Genomic DNA, 21,360 nt, shown 5'->3' with positions numbered 1-21,360 from the left:
CTGCCACTGCGATAAGAAGAGATGAGGTTCCACCGCAAGGCAGAGCACGCGAAGATGGGACTGTGAGCATCATGGGTCAGCCTCCCGCAATGGCGGTGAAGAGGTGAATTTCATCCCCGTCATTAAGACGGGTCTCGGCCCAGCGGCCACGGGGCAGCACGGCGCCGTTAAGGGCCACCGCCACCCCTTGGGGATTGACCCCCTGTGCAGCCAGCAGGTCGGCCACGCTCTGCCCTGTCGCCAGCGACTGGGCTTTATCATTGAGTCGAACGGTGAGGGTCATGGGGTGATCTCCTTATCGTGTGTCGGGCATCGGCGCAGTCCGCAAACCGGGCAATCGGGATCGGGAGCCAGAGTGAGGGTCTGCCACTGATGGGTCAACGCATCGAAGCGGCGCAATGTGCCGGCGACCGGACTCGGCATCCCGAGCAGCAGTTTCAATGCCTCCAGCGCCTGCAAAGAGCCCATCACTCCGACCAGCGGGCCGGTGACGCCGCTGGTCTCGCAGCTCTGGGCGAGCTTGGTATCCAGCGGATAGAGGCAGGCGTAGCAGGCGTGATCGCTGCTGGTGCGCGCCATCAGCTGCCCCTGCCAGCCCACCGCGGCGGCGGAGAGCCAGGGCTTGCCCTGAGCCACGCAGGCGACGTTGATGGCCTGGCGGGTGGCGAGGTTGTCGCAGCAATCGATCACCAGATCCACCTCGGCCACAAACTCCGGCAGGCTGGCGGCATCGAGCCGCTGGTTGATGGCAATCAGCTCCACCAGCGGGTTGTGGGCGGCCAACCGCTCGCGGGCCAGCTCTGCCTTGGAGTGGTTGACCGCCTCGCTATCGAACAGGATCTGGCGCGGCAAGTTGCTGGAATCCACCGTATCGCCATCGGCCAGCCACAAGGTGCCCACACCGGCCCCAGCCAGATAGAGGGCGAGCGGCGAGCCGAGCCCGCCGAGGCCGACGATCAGCACCGATTTATCCTTGAGCCGCGCCTGCCCCGCCTCCCCCACTTCCGCCAGCATCAGCTGGCGGCCGTATCGCAAATACTCTTTGTCACTAAGAGAAGCGGCATCAGAGCGCATGTTCCACCTCCCTTATGGCAGAAGCCGAGCGTGGCTCATCCCCCGCCCCCACGGCCGCGAGCAGCCGTTCGGTCGCCCCCTGCCAGTCATCGCTGGCCGTGATGGCCGAGACCAGCGCGATACTGCCGACCCCGCTTGCCTTGACCGCCGCCACCCGCTCCTCGCTGATGCCGCCGATGGCCACCGTCGGCCAGTCGCACATCAGGGCGCGGTAGCGATGCAGCCGCACCAGCCCCTGCGGGCGAGACGGCATCGCCTTGGTGTTAGTCGGGAAGATATGACCCAGCGCGATATAGGAGGGGGCCAGCTCGCGGGCCCGCATCAGCTCGAAGTAGCCGTGGGTGGAGATGCCAAGGCGCAGCCCGGCCGCCTGAATGGCGGCGAGATCGGCGGTCTCCATATCCTCCTGCCCCAGATGCACGCCCCAGGCACCCGCCTCGATGGCCTGCTGCCAGTAGTCGTTGATAAAGAGCCGCGCCCCATGGCGGCGACCGAGCGCTACCGCATCGCGAATGGCTGGTGCCACCTCTGCGGCGGGCAGATCCTTGATCCGCAGCTGGATGGTTTTGACCCCCTGCCCCAGCAGGCGGCGCAGCCACTTGACCGAATCGACCACCGGATAGAGGCCGAGGTTGTGTTCGGTCGGCGCGAAGGGGCCATCCGGCAGGCGGGCACTGCTTGTCTGATAAAGTCCGAAGCGGCGATCGAGGGTTGAGCCCGCCAATCCGGCGCGAGGGAAGTGGGCAAGATCGGCGGGCCAACCGAGATGGGCGATGGGGCCGGGGCCTGCCCCAACTCCTTGCGCCGCCGCCAGCCCCTGTTGCAGGTAGGCTCGCGCCAGGGTGATGGCGTCCTCTACCGGATAATCCTGCGCCACCACGGCGGCGATGGCGCTGGCGTAGCAGCAACCTGTGCCGTGGCCGTGGCGGGTATTCAGGCGCGGCGCCGCCAGCCAGAATTCGCGGGTCTCATCCTGGTAGTAGTCGAGGCAGAGATCGCCGCTCCACTCCAGATGGCCGCCCTTGACCAGCACGGCGCGGGCACCGAGTTCGCGCAGACGGCGGGCGGCGAGGCGCACCAGATCGGGGCTGCTGACCGGCAAGCCGGTCAGGGCCTCCAGCTCGGGGCCGTTGGGGGTGATGAGCGAGAGGCGCGGCAACAGCTGCTCGCGCACCGCCGCCAGCATATTGGGCTCCGCCATCGGGGTGCCGGTGCTGGCGATGGCCACCGGGTCGTAGACCACGAAGGGGGCCTCGATGGCCGCCAACCGGCGGGCCAGCACCTCCACATGCAGCCGGGTCGGCAGCAGACCGATCTTGATGGCGGCGGGCGGCAGATCGACACCGAGGGCGTCGATCTGGGCGGTGAAGGTCTGCATCAGCACGGGGTCAACCATCTTCACCGCCACCGAGTTCTGGGCGGTGATGGCAGAGATGACCGAGCAGCCGTGCACACCGAGGTCGTGCAATGTGTGCAAGTCGGCCTGAATGCCGGCACCGCCGCCGGAGTCTGAACCGGCGATGGTCCAGACAACTGGGCGGGAGTCCGTCACAGGCAGCAGATCGGCGGGGCTGACAGCCCCGCTTGCGCTGCTCACGCCTCCTCCCCTGCGGCCTGTTTCAGCGCCGCCGCCTGATGATAGATCTCGCCACCGGTCTCCTTGAAGGTTTCCGCCATGCGGGCCATGCCGCTCTCCACCTGAGCCACCACCTGCTCCTGCTGGCCATCCATGCCGACCAGCTTGATCTCAACGGCCTCCAGCTTCGCCGCGTAGTCGCGCACGTCCTGAGTGATCTTCATGGAGCAGAACTTGGGCCCGCACATGGAGCAGAAGTGAGCCACCTTGCCGGACTCCTGCGGCAGGGTCTCGTCGTGGTAGGCACGGGCAGTGTCAGGGTCGAGGGCAAGATTGAACTGATCCTCCCAGCGGAACTCGAAGCGTGCCTTGGACATGGCGTTGTCGCGGATCTGGGCCCCCGGATGCCCCTTGGCCAGATCGGCGGCGTGGGCGGCGATCTTGTAGGTGATCAGCCCCTGCTTCACATCCTCCTTGTTGGGCAGCCCCAGATGCTCCTTGGGGGTGACGTAGCAGAGCATGGCGCAGCCGTACCAGCCGATGAGCGCCGCACCGATGCCGGAGGTGAAGTGATCGTAACCCGGTGCGATGTCGGTGGTGAGCGGGCCGAGCGTATAGAACGGTGCCTCGTGGCAGTGCTCCAACTGCTCGGTCATGTTGCGCTCGATCATGTGCATCGGCACATGACCCGGCCCCTCGATCATCACCTGCACGTCGTACTCCCACGCGATTTTGGTCAGCTCACCCAGGGTGCGCAGCTCGGCGAACTGGGCCTCGTCGTTGGCGTCATAGACGGAGCCGGGGCGCAGACCGTCGCCCAGCGACAGGGCCACGTCATAGGCGGCGCAGATCTCGCAGATTTCGCGGAAGTGCTGGTAGAGGAAGTTCTCTTTATGGTGGGAGAGGCACCACTTGGCCATGATGCTGCCACCGCGCGACACGATGCCGGTGAGGCGCTTGGCGGTCATCGGCACGAAGCGCAGCAGGACGCCAGCGTGGATGGTGAAGTAGTCCACCCCCTGCTCAGCCTGCTCCAGCAGGGTATCGCGGAACAGCTCCCAGGTGAGGTCTTCGGCGATGCCGTTGGTCTTCTCCAGCGCCTGATAGATGGGTACGGTACCGATGGGCACCGGGCTGTTGCGCAGGATCCACTCGCGGGTCTCGTGGATGTAGCGGCCGGTGGAGAGATCCATCACGGTGTCGGCGCCCCAGCGGGTCGACCAGACCAGCTTCTCCACCTCCTCTTCGATGCTGGAGGTGACTGCCGAGTTGCCAATGTTGGCGTTGATCTTCACCAGAAAATTGCGGCCGATGATCATCGGCTCCGCTTCCGGGTGGTTGATGTTGCTGGGGATGATGGCGCGACCGGCGGCCACCTCATCGCGCACAAACTCGGGGGTGATGTTCTGGGGCAGGCGGGCACCGAAATCGCGGCCCGGATGCTGGGTGCGCAGGAGCTCGGAGCGCACCCGCTCGCGGCCCATGTTCTCGCGAATGGCGATAAATTCCATCTCGGGAGTGACGATGCCGGCACGGGCGTAGTGGAGCTGGGTGACCCGACGACCCGGCTTGGCGCGGCGCGGTTTCGGCAGATGCTCGAAGCGCAGGTGATCCAGCCCCTCATCGGCCAGCCGCTCCTGAGTGAAGGTGGAGCTGAGTCCCGGCAGTTCATCGGTATCGTCGCGCTCCAGCACCCAGTTCTCCCGCAGGCGCGGCAGACCGCGGCGCACATCGATGGCGACCCCCTCCTCCCCGTAACGGCCCGAGGTGTCGTAGACCGGCACCGGCTCGTTGGGCTCGAACTGAGGAGCCTCTTTGGTGCCGCCGATGAAGGTGTCGGCCAGCTGGATCTCCCGCAGGGGCACCCGGATATCGGCGCGGGAGCCTTCGATAAAGATGCGGCGGGAGTTGGGGTGAGCCATCCCCTTGAGGCTGTCGATAAAGGCCTGAGCGCTGGAGCGCTGCTCGCGGCGGCTGGATTTGGCGGTATCAGATACGGAAGTAGACATAGCAAAACTCACATTAACTGGTTGAAGTTATGGGTATTTGCTTGTCTGGAGTTCGAGGAGAAGATGAACTTGCGGCGGGGTGTTTATCTCGGGAGGGAGTGCGCGCGGGATGGATCTCCGCGCTGCTGTTCTGCCACTTCCCGCTCTCTGCACGCTGTGGGCAAGGCGCCCCACGTGCTGGACAACCGGACGGGACAGACTCCCTCCTGTGCGCCCTGACCCATCAAGGGTGATCCCTTCGATGAGCGGAAGAGGCTTGTTCCTCCCCCGGCGCGGTAACCCGCAAGTTACCCTTGTTCCCTTCGCAGGTTTTAACCTGATCAGGTTCCACGGATCCCGAATTAACGGTCTCAGCTTCGCGTCGTTCGACGGTCAGCACTCCGACAAGATGGCGCCAGTATAAGGGGGAAAATCTAAAGCACAAGCCGTTAACAATCTGGCCAACACGCCTCTCTTAACAAATGAGTGAACGATGCCTCGCTCACGGGGCCACCCCAAGTACAGGTCAAACCTGCGTTGGCATCACCTTGGCACGCCACAGGTTCCCGCAGTGATCATGCAGGGACAAGAGGAGAAAAAGAGGGAAAGTCGAGGGACACAAAGCAAGAGCCGCGTCTTGCGCAGAACAGAAACAGGCCCCTATGAAAGGGGCCTGCGAGGGAGGTTATTGAACCGGCACTATGGTCAGGGATACATTGCCAAACCCTTCGTTGGCAAGAGCCTCCTGATCCAGATCCACGCCGGTCAGTGCCACACCTTCAGCAGAGGCGTTACGCAACTGGGCAGAGGCCGCGGAACGGATCTGGGGCTGACCGATTTCGATATCGCCGGCAAACTGGCTCTCGGCATAGAAGTCACCGGTCACTGCCGAACGGATCGGGCGCAGCACACGACCCAGGTTATTCTGCATGGTCGACAAACCATACTCGCTGATGGTCCAGTTCCAGTCCCACCACTTCACTTCACCCGGGATATAACGCTTGTCCCACTGGTAGCGGATGCTGCTCGCCTTGTCGCGGAACGGGCCGACGGCAAAGGTGTGCTCCCAGGTGGGGCGATTCTCAGGATGGGTATACCAGGCATTGCCGCCCCAACGCAGGAAGCCCTTCATGGTCAGGTCATAATTGACCTCGGCCTTAAACTCGTAGGGGTAGGAGATGTTGGACTTGTAGAGGGCAACCCGCACCGGCAGGCTGGAGTGAGGCGGCACCGTGGGGCGCGCTTCAACCGAGACGGTCTCGGTCGTTGAGCCCCCTTTCTGGGAAGCCCAGCTCTGGCTCGCAGCGATCTCGATGGCCAGTTCGGTTTCCCCCACCAACGGCCACTGAAACTTGTTCTTGGTGGTCACCTTCTCGCTCAGGCTGTAGGTGTCGGTCTTCGACCAGTTGGTGGCCTTGTCGTACTTCAGGGTCACCACCACCTGCTGGGGCAGGTCGGTGTAGTTGGTCGCATTGGCCGTGATGGTCTTGACCAGCTGCTTGCCGCTCTCGGTGACCTGACCATGGCTGAAGGAGTCGGGTTCCAGGGTATATGAGAAGTTGCTTACCTTGATGGAGCTCTTCTCCCCGCAACGATATCCGGAGCAACCGCCGTCATTATTTCCCTTTATCAACCAGCCATCGCCAACCCGGGTAACATCCATATCTTCCCCGACATAGGGGCTATGATTTCCACCCACCCAGGCGTATCCCAAATAATGGGCGAGATAACTGACCGGCTTGATAAAATAATCATTGTCGTGGACAAGACGCCATTGTACATCGACCTCATCACCCGCCGGAATATTCCAGACAGAGAGTGTTGGTATTTCTCCGGAAACCGGTGAGTTGGGATAACACCAGGTTTCTCCGGCAGTGCCCTGTTTGATTTCGCCATTATATCCAGGCCCCATAATCACCCAGCGATCCGCCAGCCCGGTGATCTGCCACTGCCCCATGCGGCTGACCAGATTACCCTTGATACTCATGGCTTCATCGCGGGTCAGAGGACGGTAACCACTGGCACAGACGCCCGTGCCAAGACCCGCCCACTTGACCTGATCAGGGTAGACAGGTTCAGCCGCCTGCACCTGAGCGAGCATCAATGAAGACGCCAAAAACGCCAGATTGGCGGTAATTATTCTATTCATCATTTATCCCTCTTTCAGACATGCGATAATTGTTATTGTGTAGAAATATCCTTTTTCATTTGACAGGGATGAACTCCGACAAAACCTGACACAAATAAAATAAACCACCAAAAAACATCCATGACAAACAAAATAATGGCGGTATAAGAAAATAATTAGAGTGATGACTTTATTGAGGAATAAATCATAAATATTGTGACAGGCATTATTTAGTGCCTGCCACAATATGGTGAAACCATATTAAATAAGAAGATGCTGAATTACTCTTCCGGATTGACCACTTCAATTCCCTGCAATATTCCATCCGCCGAACGGATCAATACCAGCTCGCTCCCGGCATGCAGATCGGCGGCCGAGCCGTTGACCCAGCGCACCTGCGGATTGAGTCGCACAGTGCCCAGGGTGGCCAGCGTGAGCTGCCGGTCATCGAAGGATTGCAGGCGATCTTGCGCCCGCAGCCAGGGCTGATTGGCCAGCGGGGCTCTGGCGGCCAGCAGCTCAATCCGGGTGGCAACGCCATCGGCGACCAGCAGAGCGAGCTGGTCGCCGGGTTTGAGTGGCTGCGGCCAAATCTCCCCCTGCCGCCAGATGGCGGCACTGCCCTGCTCCACCTCGGCCCCCTGAAATTGCAGGCGGATGCCATCGCTGTGCTCCAGCTCCACCAGCCATAATTCGTCGGCTCCCGCCTGCGCCGCCCAGAGCGGCACACCCAGCATCCATGCACACCACTTTCTCGATTGTTCCATCTTCGTTCGTCCCTGAACAAAAAGCCCATGCTGGACAAGCATGGGCTTCATTCGGGAGCATTTCTAATCGGAACGCAGAGATCGGATCAGTCATCCTCGCGGCAGCGGCTCAGGCGCATGCCGTCAAACTTGCACTCCAGCTCCAGCCAGCGCCCTTCAAACGGCACCAGACTGTTGTCCGAGGTGGTGTAGCCCCAGATCCGCTCCCCTTCGACCGGCCCCTCCAGATCCATCTCGTCCTTGTCATCTTCGTCGAGGGCTTCGACCTTGCGCACATAGCGCACGCCGTTCTCCACCACCCCCTTCATCTCGACCCAGGTACCGCCGAGATCATCCTCGTTGAGCCAATCCTTGAAGCGGGTCTGGTCGTCGATCACGAACGGCATGCCGTTGACCATCAACTGGCCAAGCTGCCAGGTGGTGCGGCCGGTCAGTTTGAATTCGGTCGCCTGTGCGGTGCCAAGTGGCAACAAGATCAACAGCAGGAGGGCGCAGAGAGACTTCTTCATCAGGGATCCTCGGGGTTACACTGGCAAACAGGATGCCGAATCCGGTGTGAAAAGAGCGTGAAACGCTCACCAACCAGGAGAGCAAAGCATGAAGATTTTGGTAGTGGAAGACAATCCTCAGGTGGCGGAAACCATCATGGATTATCTGGAGCTGGCCGGTCACCGCCTCGATTGTGCCTATCACGGTCAGGCGGCGCTGCAACTGCTGGAGGAGCAGCGTTTCGACGTCATCATCATGGATGTGATGATGCCGCGCCTCGATGGCCTCAGCACAGTGGCGCGCCTGCGCGAGCAGGGGATTGCCACTCCCGTGCTGTTTCTCACCGCCCGCGACAGCCTGGAAGACAAGCTGGCGGGCTTCAAGGCGGGAGGGGATGACTATCTGGTCAAGCCCTTCGCCATGGAGGAGCTGGAGGTGCGACTGCAAGCTCTGAGCCTGCGTGGCCCGCGCGGCGATGTGGGGGCCATCAGCTTTGGCGATCTGACGGTCGATGTCGCCAGCGGCCGCGCCACCCGCGCCGGTGAGCCCCTCAAGCTCGGCAAGATCCCGTTCCAAATCCTCGCCCTGCTGGCCCGCCGCGCCCCCGCCATCGTCAGCCGTCAGGAGGTACTCGACACCGTCTGGGGGGATGAGGAGCCCGACTCCGATGCCCTGCGCAGCCATATCTACGCCCTGCGCAACGCGCTCGACAAACCCTTCCCCACTCCCATGCTGGAGACCCTGCACGGTCAGGGCTATCGACTGGTGAGCGCATGAGCCTGCCGAGCCTGCGCCGCCGCCTGATCATGGCGCTCGGCGGCGCCGGGGTGGTGCTGCTGATCCTGCTCTCCGGCTTGATGCTGGTGGCCGAGGACAAGATGGAGGAGCTGAGCCTGCGCCACTGGCTGGAAGCCGAAGTGACCCGCTACAGCGATGACTGGCTGCGACTCGGCCCGGCTGCGGCTGCCCCGAGCCCCAGACAGTTCTCCAGCTACTGGACCGAGGCAGGCCGCTTGCCCAAGTGGTTGAAGCCCTACCAGACCCCCGGCTTTTTCGAGCACCAACTGGGCAAAGAGGACAAACACTTTCTGGTGGCCCGTCACCCCTCCGGCGAGGGACTGCTCTATCTGGTCTTCAACGACGACGCCGACGACTACCTCGACCCCTACGAAGACAAGCTGCATCTGGCCACCCGACTGATCGGGCTGGCGCTGCTGCTCGCCTGCCTCGGCTTCGGCATCTGGCTGGTGCGCCATATCACGGGGCCGCTGCAACGGCTGCAACAGAGGGTCGCCCACCTCACCCCGGATCAGGCGGATTTCGAACCCGACGCCCCCTGGCAGGAGCTGCGGGATATCGAGCTGGCGCTGCTGGCCGGCAAGCAGGAGGTGAGCGCAGTGTTCGCCCGCGAGCAGGAGTTCAGCCGCTTCGCCAGCCACGAGCTGCGCACCCCCAACATGGTGATCCAGGGCTCGGCGGCCCTGCTCGGCAAGGTGACGGACTTGCCCGCACCGGCCGCCCGCGCCACCATCCGCATCCGCGCCGCCGCCGACGAGATGGCGCTGCTCACCGAGACCTTCCTGCTGCTGGGCCGCAAGGAGGCAGTGGAGCGACCGCTGCAACAGGTCACCCCGCTGATCCGTCAGGAGCTGGCCCGCCTCGCTCCGCTGTTGCAGCGGGAGGCCCTCGATATCCGGCTTAATCTGGACGAGAGCAGCGAAGTCAACGCCCCCCTCTCCCTGCTCGCCATCGCCCTCGGCAACCTGCTGAAAAATGCCCTGAGCTATGCCGAGGGACATATCGACATCGAGCTGTGTGGCCCGGTGCTCACCATCAGCAACCCGACGGCGGCGGCGCCGGATCAGATCCTCGGCTACGGCTGTGGCCTCACCATCATTCAGCGCATCTGCGAGAAGCTGGGCTGGCAGATCGATACCCGGCTGAAGGACGGAATTTTCAGCGCCCGGCTGGCGATGATCGCCGCCGGAGAGTTCCCTCTCCCTTTGGGAGAGGGTTAGGGTGAGGGCGCAGTGGCACCGCCAACCCACCAGCCAGATAGCAACAAGGCGCCCGAGGGCGCCCTGTTTCTATCTGACGGATGCAAGCCCGCGGCTCACTCCGCCGGTTTGTTCTTGCGGCTCGCCTTGAGTTCGAGGAACTCGATGATCTTGCCGGCCACATCCTTGCCCGAGGCGGCTTCCACCCCTTGCAGGCCGGGGGAAGAGTTGACCTCCAGCACCAGCGGGCCACGGGCGCTGCGCAGGATATCCACCCCCGCCACATCCAGTCCCATGATCTTGGCGGCCTGCACCGCGGTGGCGCGCTCTTCCGGGGTGATCTTGATCGCCTCGGCGGTGCCGCCACGGTGCAGGTTGGAGCGAAACTCCCCCGGCTGGGCTTGGCGGCGCATGGCGGCAACCACCTTGCCGTTGACCACCAGACAGCGGATATCGGCGCCATTGGCCTCGCGGATATACTCCTGCACCAGAATGTTGTTGTTGGTCTGGATAAAGGCCTCGATCACGCTCTCGGCGGCTTTCTGGGTCTCGCACAGCACCACGCCAATCCCCTGGGTTCCCTCCAGCAGCTTCACCACCAGCGGCGCCCCGCCCACCATGGTGATGAGGTCGGGCACGTCGTGGGTGCTGTGGGCATAGCCGGTGATGGGCAGGCCGATGCCATGGCGGGAGAGCAGTTGCATCGCCCGCAGCTTGTCGCGGGAACGACTGATAGCCACCGAGCTGTTGAGGGCCATGGTGTTCATCATCTCGAACTGGCGCAGCACGGCGGTGCCGTAGGCGGTAATGCTGGCCCCGATCCGCGGGATCACGGCGTCATAACTTCCCAGCTCCCCACCCTCGTAGTGAATGGAGGGGTTGTGGGAAGCGATATTCATATAGCAGCGCAGGGTGTCGAGCACCTCTACCTGATGACCGCGCGCCTGCGCCACCTCGACCAGACGGCGGGTGGAGTAGTTTTTCGGCTCACGGGATAAAATGGCGATCTTCATGACAATTCCGCTAGAAGGCTGTGCCTGGGCAGGATGGGGCGGGAGAGTATAAGGTGCCACAGCGCCAAGACAACGCCAATTGTTTATCCTGACAACAAGACAAACCACACCAAACCGCACGCTACCACATCACTGTGACCAACAGGTTAAACGGCGGCTCTGCGCAGGTTGTTCAACCCGTGCAAGGATGCCGCCGTTTCTCGTTAAAGATCAACCGATGTCACGCGGGAGTCAGTTCAGGTTTGGCCCCAACCAGCGCTCGGCCTCGGCCAGCGTCATACCCTTGCGGGCGGCGTAATCTTCCACCTGATCGTGCTGGATCTGCGCCACCGCGAAGTATTTGCTCTCGGGGTGGGAGAAGTACCAGCCCGATACCGCCGCCCCCGGCCACATGGCGTAGGATTCGGTGAGCTGCATGCCGATGGCCTGCTCCACCTCCAGCAGCTCCCAGATGCTCCCCTTCTCGGTGTGCTCCGGGCAGGCCGGATAACCGGGGGCCGGGCGGATACCCTGATAGTTCTCGCGGATCAACTCCTCGTTGCTGAGGGCCTCGTCGGGAGCATAACCCCAATGTACCTTGCGCACCTGCTCGTGCAGATACTCGGCAAAGGCTTCGGCGAGACGGTCGCACACCGCCTGAATGAGGATGGCGTTGTAGTCATCGTGCTGCGCCTTGTAGGCCTTGGCGATGGCCTCCTCACCGATGCCACCGGTCACCGCGAAGGCGCCGATCCAGTCCGGTTTGCCGCTCTCTTTCGGCGCCACATAGTCCGCCAGACAGTAGTTGGGGAAGCCCTGCTTCTCGCTCTGCTGGCGCAGGTGGTGCAGCACCTTGATGACCTCGGTGCGGGACTCGTCGCTGTAGACCTCGATGCTGTCCCCTACCGCGTTGGCCGGGAACAGGCCGACCACCCCGGCGCAGCGCACGCTCTGATCCTTTTCCAGTTGATCCAGCATGGCGTTGGCGTCGGCAAACAGCTTGGTCGCCTCCTCGCCAATGATCTCGTCCTCGAGGATGCGCGGGAATTTGCCCGCCAGCTCCCAGCTGAGGAAGAACGGCGTCCAGTCGATGTAGGGGCGCAACACCGAAATGGCCACATCTTCGAACTTCTGCACCCCGAGCTCGTGGGGCTTCGGCGGCTGGTAGCCAACCCAGTCCAGCTGGTGCCGGTTGGCGCGGGCATGGGCCAGACTGACCGGGCGGGAGCGCGGCTGCTTGCGGGCATGCTGATCCCGGGCGATCTCGTACTCCTTGTCGATGCGGGCGACAAACGCCTCCTTCAGATCCGGGCTGAGCAGGCTCTGGGCCACCCCCACCGCGCGGGAGGCGTTGGAGACATAGACCACAGGCTCCGAGTAGTTCTGCTCGATCTTCACCGCAGTGTGGGCCTTGGAGGTGGTGGCACCGCCGATCAGCAGCGGCAGCTTGAAGCCCTGACGCTCCATCTCTTTGGCCACGTGCACCATCTCGTCCAGGGACGGGGTGATGAGACCCGACAACCCGATGATATCGGCGCCGACCTCACGCGCAGTCTTGAGAATGGTCTCGCAGGAGACCATTACCCCGAGGTCGACAATCTCGAAGTTGTTGCACTGCAGCACCACCCCGACGATGTTCTTGCCGATGTCGTGCACATCACCCTTGACGGTGGCCAGCACGATTTTGCCATTGCTGGAGCCGCCCGATTTTTCCGCCTCGATATAGGGCTGCAGATAGGCCACCGCCCGCTTCATCACCCGGGCCGATTTCACCACCTGCGGCAGAAACATCTTGCCCGCGCCGAACAGGTCGCCGACCACGTTCATACCATCCATCAGCGGCCCTTCGATGACGTGCAGCGGCTTCTCCGCGCCAGCGCGCGCCTCTTCGGTATCCTCTTCGATAAAGTCGGTGATCCCCTTGACCAGTGCGTGCTCCAGCCGTTTGCCCACCGGCCAGCTGCGCCACTCCTGATCCCGCGGATCCTCCGCCTGGGCACCGGCACCGCGATACTTCTCGGCGATGGCCAGCAGCTCTTCGGTGGCGTTGTCATTGAGGTTGAGCACCACCGCCTCGACCTTCTCTTTCAGCTCCGCCGGAATGTCTTCATAGATGGCGAGCTGGCCGGCGTTGACGATCCCCATGTCCATACCGTTCCTGATGGCGTGGTAGAGGAAGACGGCGTGAATGGCTTCGCGCACCGGCTCGTTGCCGCGAAACGAAAACGAGACGTTGGAGACGCCGCCGGAGATCATGGCGTGGGGCAGGTGTGTCTTGATGTCCTTCACCGCCTCGATGAAGTCCACCGCGTAGTTGTTGTGCTCATCGATGCCGGTCGCCACCGCGAAGATATTGGGGTCGAAGATGATGTCTTCCGGCGGGAAACCGACCTGATCCACCAGGATCCGGTAGGCGCGCTGGCAGATCTCGAACTTGCGGGCGCGGGTGTCGGCCTGACCCACCTCATCGAACGCCATCACGATGACGGCGGCGCCGTAGCGACGCAGCAATCTGGCCTGCTGGATAAACTTCTCCTCCCCCTCTTTCATGGAGATGGAGTTGACCACCGGCTTGCCCTGCACGCACTTGAGGCCCGCTTCCAGCACCTCCCACTTGGAGGAGTCGATCATCACAGGCACCCTGGCGATATCCGGCTCACCGGCGATGAGGTTCAGGAAGCGCACCATGGCCGCTTCGGCGTCCAGCATCCCCTCGTCCATGTTGATATCGATGATCTGGGCGCCGTTCTCCACCTGCTGCTTGGCAACGTCGAGCGCCTCGTCGTAGAGCCCCTCCTTGATCAGCCGCTTGAACTTGGCCGAACCGGTGACGTTGGTGCGCTCCCCTACGTTCACGAACATGGATTCAGGGGTAATGATCAGCGGCTCGAGGCCCGACAGGCGGCAGGCTACCGGCAGCTCGGGCAGCACGCGCGGCTTGATGCCCGCCACGGCGTCGGCCATGGCACGAATATGGGTCGGGGTGGTGCCGCAGCAACCGCCGACCATGTTGAGGAAGCCGCTTTGGGCCCACTCGCGGATATGCTCCGCCATCTCGACGGCATCGAGGTCGTACTCGCCGAACGCATTGGGCAGACCGGCGTTGGGGTGGGCGCTGACGCAGGATTCGCTGATGCGCGACAGCTCCTCCACATACTGGCGAAGCTCATCGGGCCCAAGCGCACAGTTGAGGCCGAACGAGACCGGTTTGACGTGGCGCAACGAGTGATAGAAGGCTTCGGTGGTCTGGCCGGAGAGGGTACGACCGGAGGCGTCAGTAATGGTGCCGGAGATCATCACCGGCAGGCTGAAGCCCAGCGCCTCGAACACCCCTTCCACCGCGAAGGCGGCGGCCTTGGCGTTGAGGGTATCGAAGATGGTCTCGATCAGAATGATGTCGGCGCCGCCCTCGATCAGCGCGTGGGTCGATTCGGTGTAGGCGGCCACCAGCTGGTCATAGGTGACGTTGCGCTTGCCGGGATCGTTCACATCCGGCGAGATGGAGGCGGTGCGGTTGGTGGGGCCCAACACCCCTGCTACGAAGCGCGGCTTGGCGGGATCTTTTGCCGTCCACTCGTCGGCCACGGCGCGGGCCAGACGGGCGGCTTCACGGTTGATCTCGGCGGAAAACTCTTCCATCTCGTAATCGGCCATGGCGATGCGAGTGGCGTTGAAGGTGTTGGTCTCGAGAATGTCGGCCCCGGCAGCGCAATACTGCTCGTGGATCTCGCGGATCACCGCCGGACGGGTCAGCACCAGCAGATCGTTGTTGCCCTTGATGTCGGTATGCCAGTCGGCAAACCGCTCACCCCGATAATCCGCCTCCCCCAGCTTGTAGCCCTGGATCATGGTGCCCATGGCCCCGTCGATGATCAGGATCCGCTCCCTGAGGCAGGCTTCCAGCTTCTTTGTTACGTCCGACTGCTTGCTCGGCTCTCTGCTCGACATTACGTTCGACACCGCGTGTTCCTCTTACATCCATGCAACTGCGTAAACAGCATCCTAACAGCAAACAAATAAAATGGAAATCTAGCCGTCTATCAGTCCAAATGCGCCACCATATACTCATTTATGGGTAATGAGTAACATAGGGCCCGAGAGTAACCTATGCCCGTCCTGCATAGGGATACGTGCTTGCTGTCTACCAACGAGAAAAAAATAACTATGAGCGTCTACTACACACTCTGTTTTCTGGCAGCGTTGGCGATTTTTATCGCCTTTGCCAACCAGTATGTTGTGAAGATCCAGACCACCATCGCCATTACTGCGGGCTCCATGCTGATCTCCGCACTGCTGGTGCTGTTTGGCAAACTGGGCTGGTTCAACCTGGAACCTCTTGCCGTCAAGACCATGGAGAGCATCGACTTCCAGAACTTCCTGCTGAAGGGGATTCTGGGCTTCCTGCTGTTCGCCGGGGGCCTTGGCATCAACCTCAAGGCGCTGCGTAGCCAGAAGTGGGAGATCACCATTCTGGCCATCATTGCCACCCTGCTCTCCACCTTCCTCATCGGCTACGGCTTCTGGTTTATCGCCAAGCTGCTGGGCTGGGAGTTGCCGCTGGTCTACTGCATGCTGTTCGGCGCGCTGATCTCCCCCACTGACCCGATTGCCGTACTGGCCATCGTCAAGAAGATGAAGGCGCCACCCCAGATCGCCATCCAGATCGAAGGGGAATCCCTGTTCAACGATGGTGTTGGCCTCGTCATCTTCGCTACCGTGTTTGCCGTCGCCTTTGGTGGTGTCGAGCCCACCTTCGGTAGCGTGGCCGGTCTGTTCCTGCACGAGGCCCTAGGCGGCATTCTGTTCGGCGCCGTGCTGGGCCTTATCGCCCACGTGATGATCAGCGCCACCGATGACGGTTCATTGGAGCTGCTGCTGACCCTCTGCATCCCGACCGCCGGTTTTGCCTTTGCCAACATGATCGGCGTCTCCGGCGCACTGGCCATGGTGGTCACCGGCATCATGATCGGCAACTGGACCCGTCACTCCGGCTTCTCCGAGCAGAGCAGCCATCACTTGGATCACTTCTGGGAGTTGATGGACCAGTTCCTCAACGCCCTGCTGTTCCTGCTGATCGGTCTGGCGCTGGTACTGCTGGATCTCGCCTGGCGTGACTGGATCCTGCTGGTCATTGCGGTGCCGCTCTGCCTGGGTGCCCGCTTTATCAGCGTGTCGCTGCCCTATGTGGCTTTCCGCCGATTCCGCAATTACAACACCTTCTCGGTGCGGATCCTCACCTGGGGTGGCCTGCGCGGTGGTCTGGCCATGGCGATGGCACTGGCACTCCCCTCCGGCGTCATGATGATCCCGGAACATGGCGTCGACCTGCGGGAGGTCATCCTTGTGATGACCTACTCGGTGGTGATGTTCTCCATCGTGGTGCAAGGCATGACCATCACCCCGATGATCACGGCTGCCAAAAAGGCCTGTGGCGACTACTGAGTCGGCCCACTGTGCTGATTGCAGAATGAGAGAGGGCTCCCGTCGGGAGCCCTCTTTTTATGGCGGATAGTTGCGAATATTTGCTGCTGATAGCGCCTTGATTACACAGAGGAAAAGCGTACTGACTTCAACATCGGCAAATTATTGTTTGCTTTTTATTCATTTCGAGGAGAGAATGCTCGTCGGCTAGTTAATCAGCCCTGTTTATGTTTACCCTGCAATGCTTCACCTCACGATGAATCCTGCCAGTACCCGCATAACCTTCTTCTGATTTACTCGCCTTGAGAACCGTCAGGCTGTCTGCCTGCGTTGCCCGGCTCTCACGGTGCAGACCCGATCTGCCCACCCAATTTGATTTATGCATCAGCATATTCCTTGAAAGTGCAGACGCCCTTTAACCGGGCTGGGTATTCCTGCGCGCTTGTCGTTCACCCAATCGACCGCGCCCATTGACCTGACATTTGCCAATACAAGGAGCAAACACCTAATTTATATAGAGAAATACCATGATGAAAGCAGTACAAACACACAAGCCCCTGCGTCGTAGCAAGCCCATCAACCTGCCTGTGCAAGAGCACGACAATGATGCGTTTCTGATCCAGTTCAGCACCCGCTTCAGCGGCGGTTTCGCCATCTCCTGTGATGGTATCGCTGGCGAGTTCTCCATCGAAGACCTCAACTGATCCTGCCTGCCCTCCGGCAGCGCCCGATGCAGACAGGCCGCAACTCACGGCGGCCTCTTTGCTTATCCCCCTCCGCCATCATCTGGTGATAGTACACCCCGCATCGTCTCTGCTCCTTCCCTTAGCCTCTTTATCTCATTCGCCTTGCAAACCACCAATGTGCCACTCCGATCACAAATCGCAGTAAAGCGAACCGCAAGAGGTAGCTGACATACCGAGTTGTCGTTATAAGAGAGCCCCTTATCTCCGGAGTATGAACAAGGCAATCAGATGGCCACCATCAGACAGGTCGCAACCCTCGCCAAGGTCTCGACGGCAACCGTCTCAAGAGTGATCAATAACTCTGCCCATGTTGAACCGGCGACCAGGGAACGGGTAGAGAAAGCAATGCGTGCGCTCGACTATCGACGCGACATGGCGGCAGTGGCTCTGGCAAAACGCAGCGGCAATATGCTCGGCCTGTTGACCGGCAATCTGGCCGATCCCTTCTTTGCCAGACTGGCCCGCGGAGTAGAAGCCATCAGCCGGCAGCACGGCTTTCGGTTGATGGTCTGTAGCGGGTCCCATCAAAGCGAGCAGGAGCAGTATGGGCTCGAGTTTCTGATCAATCAGGGCTGCGAAGCCATCGTTGCCCATACCACTCGCCTCTCTGACGAACTGCTGCTCCGTTACGCCTCACACATGCCAGCACTCATTCCCATCAATCGCTATCTGCCCGAGCTGGCTCACCGCAGTGTCTGGCTGGACAACCGGGCAGGCACCCGAGCCGCCGTCGACCATCTGGTGGCTCAAGGTCATCGCCGGATCGGCTTCATCACCTGTGATTTGCCCATCGCCGATCGGCAGCTCCGCCTGGAGGGATATGAGCAAGGAATGGCTCACTATCATCTGGCACTCAAACCACAGTGGGTTATCAGCCAGCCCTTTACCGAGGAGGGGGGCGAACAGGCGGCGGCGCGCTTGCTTGCTGAGTGCCCCGAGGTAACCGCCGTGCTCACTTTCAACGATGTGATGGCGGCAGGCATGATGTCGCACCTGAGAAAATGCGGGCGACGGATCCCTGAAGACCTGTCGATTATCGGGTTCGATGACATCATGCTGGCCCGCTACCTCTACCCGACACTGACCACTCTGCACTACCCGATTGAGACCATGGCCAAACGGGCTGCCGAGCTGGCCATCACCCGACTGCAACAGCAGGACCCGGGCCCGGAGATCCATGAGTTCACCCCTGCACTGGTCATTCGCGAGTCGGTTATGCCCCTGACGCAACCTCCCCTTCTGCGACCATGATCACGTTCCAGAACACCATGTAACCGGTTACATGGCTGGCGTGCAAGGCTCACATTTCCACCAGGCTGCTCGCCCCACAATGGCGCCATGTTCTGAAGCGATGGATCAACTGTGATGAAACAAGAGAGAAAGACCCTGACCCTGGGGCTTGCCACATTACCCATTCTGGTGATGCTGGGGCTCCTGATCGTTGGCTATGTTCTGATGGGATTGCGCATTGAGCCACTGCTCCTGCTGTCCGCCATCTTCACAGCACTGCTCGCCTGCTGGCAGGGATATAGCTGGGACGAGATCATCCAGTCCATCGTCCAGAAGCTGGCCAAGGCGATGCCGGTCATTCTGATCCTGGTCTGTGTGGGTGGATTGATTGGCAGCTGGATGTTCAGCGGCACCATCCCTTACATGGTCTATTGGGGGCTCAAGCTGATCAGCCCGCAATACATTCTCATTGCGGCCTTCTTCATCACCAGTCTGGTCTCGGTCTGTACCGGTACCTCCTGGGGCTCAGCGGGCACCGTCGGGGTAGCCCTGATGGGGGTTGCGCACGGTCTGGATGTTTCGCTGGCAGCGGCAGCCGGGGCGGTGGTGTCAGGCGCCTATTTCGGCGACAAGATCTCTCCTCTCTCCGATTCGACCAACTTCGCCGCCATTGTGGCCGATACCACCCTCTACGCCCATATCCAGCACCTGCTCTGGACCACGCTGCCCAGCTTCCTGCTGGCTGCCGGCGTCTTCTTCGTCGCCGGTTTTTCAGTCATCGGTGAAGAGGTGGCCACACCGGAGAAGGTCATCACCATCCTGTCCACACTGGAGCAGCTCTACCACTTCAATCCTCTCCTGCTGCTGCCCCCGCTGATTGTGCTGTGGGGGGCGATCGCCAAGAAGCCCACTATTCCCTTGATGCTGCTGGCCAGCGCCATCGCCATTATCCTCGGGATTACGTTGCAGGGATTGCCGCTACAGTCCGGTTTCAATGCCCTGATCGACGGCTTCAACCTCACCATGTTCACCCCACTGGGTCATGACGTCAGCCAGCTGCTCCCCGATATCCCCCGCCTACTCAATCGCGGTGGCATGTTCTCGATGATGAGCACCATTCTGCTGGTCTTCTGCGCCTTCTCCTTTGCCGGTGTACTGACCCTGACGGGGGCGCTCAACCTCATCATCAATCGCCTGCTGACCCTTATTCACTCCACTGGCCAGTTGATCGCCTCGACCATTGCCACCACCCTGCTGGTCACCGGTGCCACCAGTGACGGCAAGCTGGCCCTGCTCATCCCGGGCGAGCTGTTTCAGGACGCCTACCGTCGCATGGGGCTGGATACCAAGAACCTCTCCCGCACCATAGAGGATGCGGGCACCGTGATTGAGCCCCTGATCCCCTGGACGGCTGCTGGTGTCTATATGGCGGGCACCCTTGGCATCCCGACGCTCGATTACCTCCCCTGGGCCATCCAGTGCTATGCCGCCCTTTTCTTTGCCCTGGGCTACGGCTTTACCGGTATTGGCATCGCCCATGCAGACCGGAAAGAGGTGACAGGGGAGCCGCGGACCATGACAGTGGCGGAGGAGCGATAAGATGCCGGAGCACAACTTTGACCAAGTGATTGATCGCCACAATACCAACTCCATCAAGTGGGACTGTATGCCCCAGTACCTTGGCATCGACGGCAGCGATCTGCTACCCATGTGGGTATCCGATTTCGACTTTGCCTGTCCACCAACCGTGCAGCAGGCACTGCAACGGCGGGTCGCCCACGGCGTATTCGGATACAGCGAGCGACGGGATGACTACTTCAGCGCCATACAACAGTGGTTTGCCCGGCGCCATCAGATCACCATAGAACGGGAGTGGATCCACTCCGTCGAGGGGGTGATCCCCGGCATCTCGCTGCTACTGCAAATGCTGACACAACCCGCAGAAGGGATTGTTGTCCAGGGCCCCTGTTATGGTTCCTTTGCCAAGATCATCGCGCTGAACGAGCGACGACTGCTAGATAACCCGTTGCTGCGAAAAGGGAATCGCTACGAGATGGATCTGCCGCAGCTGGCACGTCTCTTCATGGTGGAGCGCCCCGCCATGATGATCCTCTGCAATCCCCACAACCCGACCGGCAGGAGCTGGACGTTCACCGAGCTCTATGAACTGGCGACCCTGTGCCAGCAGCACGGCGTGACGCTGGTATCAGACGAGATCTGGGCCGATCTGCAACTGGCTGGCCATCGGCACACCTCGGTGCTCTCCCTGCCGCCCCATTTGCTGCCCAACATGGTGGTGGCGACCTCTGCCAGCAAGAGCTTCGGTCTCTCCTCGCTGCGCATCTCCAACTTCATCATCCCGGATCCTGCGCTGCGCCAGCGCTTCAAACAGCGTCTCGATGCCCATGGTCTGGATGTATTCAATGCGCTCTCCATGGAGGCTGCCACTGCGGCCTATCAGCACGGCGAGGCATGGCTAAACGGGCTGCTCGCCTATCTGACAGATAATCGCCACTGGTTTGCCGAGCAGCTGGCAACCCGGTTGCCCCGTCTGCAACTGATGGAGGCCGATGCCACCTATCTGGCCTGGATCGATTGCCGCCAGCTGGAGCTGGATGACGATGAGCTGAAACAGCGGCTTATCGAAGAGGCGAGAGTTGTCCCGTCGATGGGGATCGGCTTTGGCAAAGGGGGGCAGGGCTTTATTCGCCTCAATCTGGGCTGCCCGCGCAGCTATCTGGAACAAGCACTCACCGGACTGGAGCGGCTGGTGTCCAGATGACATCGCAGAGCAGGGGACAACAGGGGTAGAGCATGCAACTCCGCTGTCTCCTGCATACCCCAACTGTGAGTTCACCGGCAGTTTCCTGCTCTGGTGCACCACAAGATGCAATAACGGAACGACCGCCACAGGCAGAGACTCGGAATGGTGATACAAACAGGGTCTCTTCA

At 61.3% G+C, this 21,360-nt stretch carries 16 protein-coding genes and 1 riboswitch; of the genes, 7 read left to right on the top strand and 9 right to left on the bottom strand.

Features of this window, described 5'->3' with window-relative positions; translation table 11 throughout:
- Positions 1 to 76 precede the first annotated feature (76 nt).
- The 7 genes from thiS to I6L44_RS18845 form a co-directional block, all read right to left on the bottom strand.
- A complete protein-coding gene (thiS, locus tag I6L44_RS18875; RefSeq protein WP_110304204.1) occupies positions 77 to 283 on the bottom strand; it encodes a sulfur carrier protein ThiS in 207 nt (68 codons plus the stop codon).
- On the bottom strand, positions 280 to 1,074 hold the full coding sequence (locus tag I6L44_RS18870; protein ID WP_216952778.1) for a HesA/MoeB/ThiF family protein: 795 nt from the start codon (positions 1,072 to 1,074) through the stop codon (positions 280 to 282). Before I6L44_RS18870 ends, thiS begins: the two co-directional genes overlap by 4 nt.
- The gene (thiE, locus tag I6L44_RS18865) at positions 1,064 to 2,671 is read right to left on the bottom strand and encodes a thiamine phosphate synthase (protein WP_216952777.1); all 1,608 of its coding nucleotides are present in this window, start codon (positions 2,669 to 2,671) and stop codon (positions 1,064 to 1,066) included. The genes I6L44_RS18870 and thiE overlap by 11 nt, the downstream gene beginning before the upstream one ends.
- Positions 2,668 to 4,659 (bottom strand): phosphomethylpyrimidine synthase ThiC, encoded by a 1,992-nt coding sequence (gene thiC, locus I6L44_RS18860; RefSeq protein ID WP_302055901.1) that lies wholly within the window; start codon positions 4,657 to 4,659, stop codon positions 2,668 to 2,670. The genes thiE and thiC overlap by 4 nt, the downstream gene beginning before the upstream one ends.
- Before the next feature lie 280 nt (positions 4,660 to 4,939).
- Positions 4,940 to 5,052, bottom strand: a riboswitch (TPP riboswitch).
- 271 nt (positions 5,053 to 5,323) lie between these two features.
- Positions 5,324 to 6,787: an aerolysin AerA gene (aerA, locus tag I6L44_RS18855; protein ID WP_216954504.1), complete on the bottom strand. Its 1,464-nt coding sequence runs from the start codon at positions 6,785 to 6,787 to the stop codon at positions 5,324 to 5,326.
- A gap of 260 nt (positions 6,788 to 7,047) precedes the next feature.
- Positions 7,048 to 7,533, bottom strand: coding sequence for a hypothetical protein (locus I6L44_RS18850; RefSeq protein ID WP_216952776.1), 486 nt, complete (start codon positions 7,531 to 7,533; stop codon positions 7,048 to 7,050).
- A gap of 86 nt (positions 7,534 to 7,619) precedes the next feature.
- Positions 7,620 to 8,042: a hypothetical protein gene (locus I6L44_RS18845; RefSeq protein ID WP_216952775.1), complete on the bottom strand. Its 423-nt coding sequence runs from the start codon at positions 8,040 to 8,042 to the stop codon at positions 7,620 to 7,622.
- 88 nt (positions 8,043 to 8,130) lie between these two features.
- On the opposite strand from I6L44_RS18845, the gene I6L44_RS18840 reads away from it, so the two are divergent.
- On the top strand, positions 8,131 to 8,799 hold the full coding sequence (locus tag I6L44_RS18840; RefSeq protein ID WP_019446511.1) for a response regulator transcription factor: 669 nt from the start codon (positions 8,131 to 8,133) through the stop codon (positions 8,797 to 8,799).
- On the top strand, positions 8,796 to 10,040 hold the full coding sequence (locus I6L44_RS18835) for a HAMP domain-containing sensor histidine kinase (RefSeq protein ID WP_216952774.1): 1,245 nt from the start codon (positions 8,796 to 8,798) through the stop codon (positions 10,038 to 10,040). The genes I6L44_RS18840 and I6L44_RS18835 overlap by 4 nt, the downstream gene beginning before the upstream one ends.
- Positions 10,041 to 10,135: 95 nt before the next feature.
- Here I6L44_RS18835 and rimK read toward each other — a convergent pair whose 3' ends face one another.
- Positions 10,136 to 11,032 (bottom strand): 30S ribosomal protein S6--L-glutamate ligase, encoded by an 897-nt coding sequence (gene rimK / locus I6L44_RS18830; protein WP_005340088.1) that lies wholly within the window; start codon positions 11,030 to 11,032, stop codon positions 10,136 to 10,138.
- Between the two features lie 231 nt (positions 11,033 to 11,263).
- The gene (gene metH, locus I6L44_RS18825; RefSeq protein ID WP_216954503.1) at positions 11,264 to 14,959 is read right to left on the bottom strand and encodes a methionine synthase; all 3,696 of its coding nucleotides are present in this window, start codon (positions 14,957 to 14,959) and stop codon (positions 11,264 to 11,266) included.
- A gap of 216 nt (positions 14,960 to 15,175) precedes the next feature.
- Here metH and I6L44_RS18820 point away from each other — a divergent pair, with 216 nt between their 5' ends.
- The 5 genes from I6L44_RS18820 to I6L44_RS18800 all read left to right on the top strand — a co-directional run bounded on the left by I6L44_RS18820 (position 15,176) and on the right by I6L44_RS18800 (position 21,190).
- Positions 15,176 to 16,453, top strand: a complete 1,278-nt coding sequence (locus tag I6L44_RS18820; protein ID WP_019446508.1) for a sodium:proton antiporter — start codon at positions 15,176 to 15,178, stop codon at positions 16,451 to 16,453.
- Between the two features lie 506 nt (positions 16,454 to 16,959).
- On the top strand, positions 16,960 to 17,136 hold the full coding sequence (locus tag I6L44_RS18815; RefSeq protein ID WP_005340085.1) for a hypothetical protein: 177 nt from the start codon (positions 16,960 to 16,962) through the stop codon (positions 17,134 to 17,136).
- Between the two features lie 270 nt (positions 17,137 to 17,406).
- Positions 17,407 to 18,429, top strand: a complete 1,023-nt coding sequence (locus I6L44_RS18810) for a LacI family DNA-binding transcriptional regulator (protein WP_216952773.1) — start codon at positions 17,407 to 17,409, stop codon at positions 18,427 to 18,429.
- A 114-nt stretch (positions 18,430 to 18,543) separates the two neighbouring features.
- Positions 18,544 to 20,007 (top strand): Na+/H+ antiporter NhaC, encoded by a 1,464-nt coding sequence (nhaC, locus tag I6L44_RS18805; protein WP_216952772.1) that lies wholly within the window; start codon positions 18,544 to 18,546, stop codon positions 20,005 to 20,007.
- A gap of 1 nt (position 20,008) precedes the next feature.
- Positions 20,009 to 21,190: a MalY/PatB family protein gene (locus tag I6L44_RS18800; protein WP_216952771.1), complete on the top strand. Its 1,182-nt coding sequence runs from the start codon at positions 20,009 to 20,011 to the stop codon at positions 21,188 to 21,190.
- The last annotated feature ends 170 nt before the right edge of the window (positions 21,191 to 21,360 follow it).

Source organism: Aeromonas sp. FDAARGOS 1414 (assembly GCF_019047065.1).
GTDB lineage: Bacteria > Pseudomonadota > Gammaproteobacteria > Enterobacterales > Aeromonadaceae > Aeromonas > Aeromonas veronii_A.
Note: the sequence above shows the minus strand (reverse complement) of the source record. Positions and strands in the feature narration are given on the sequence as shown.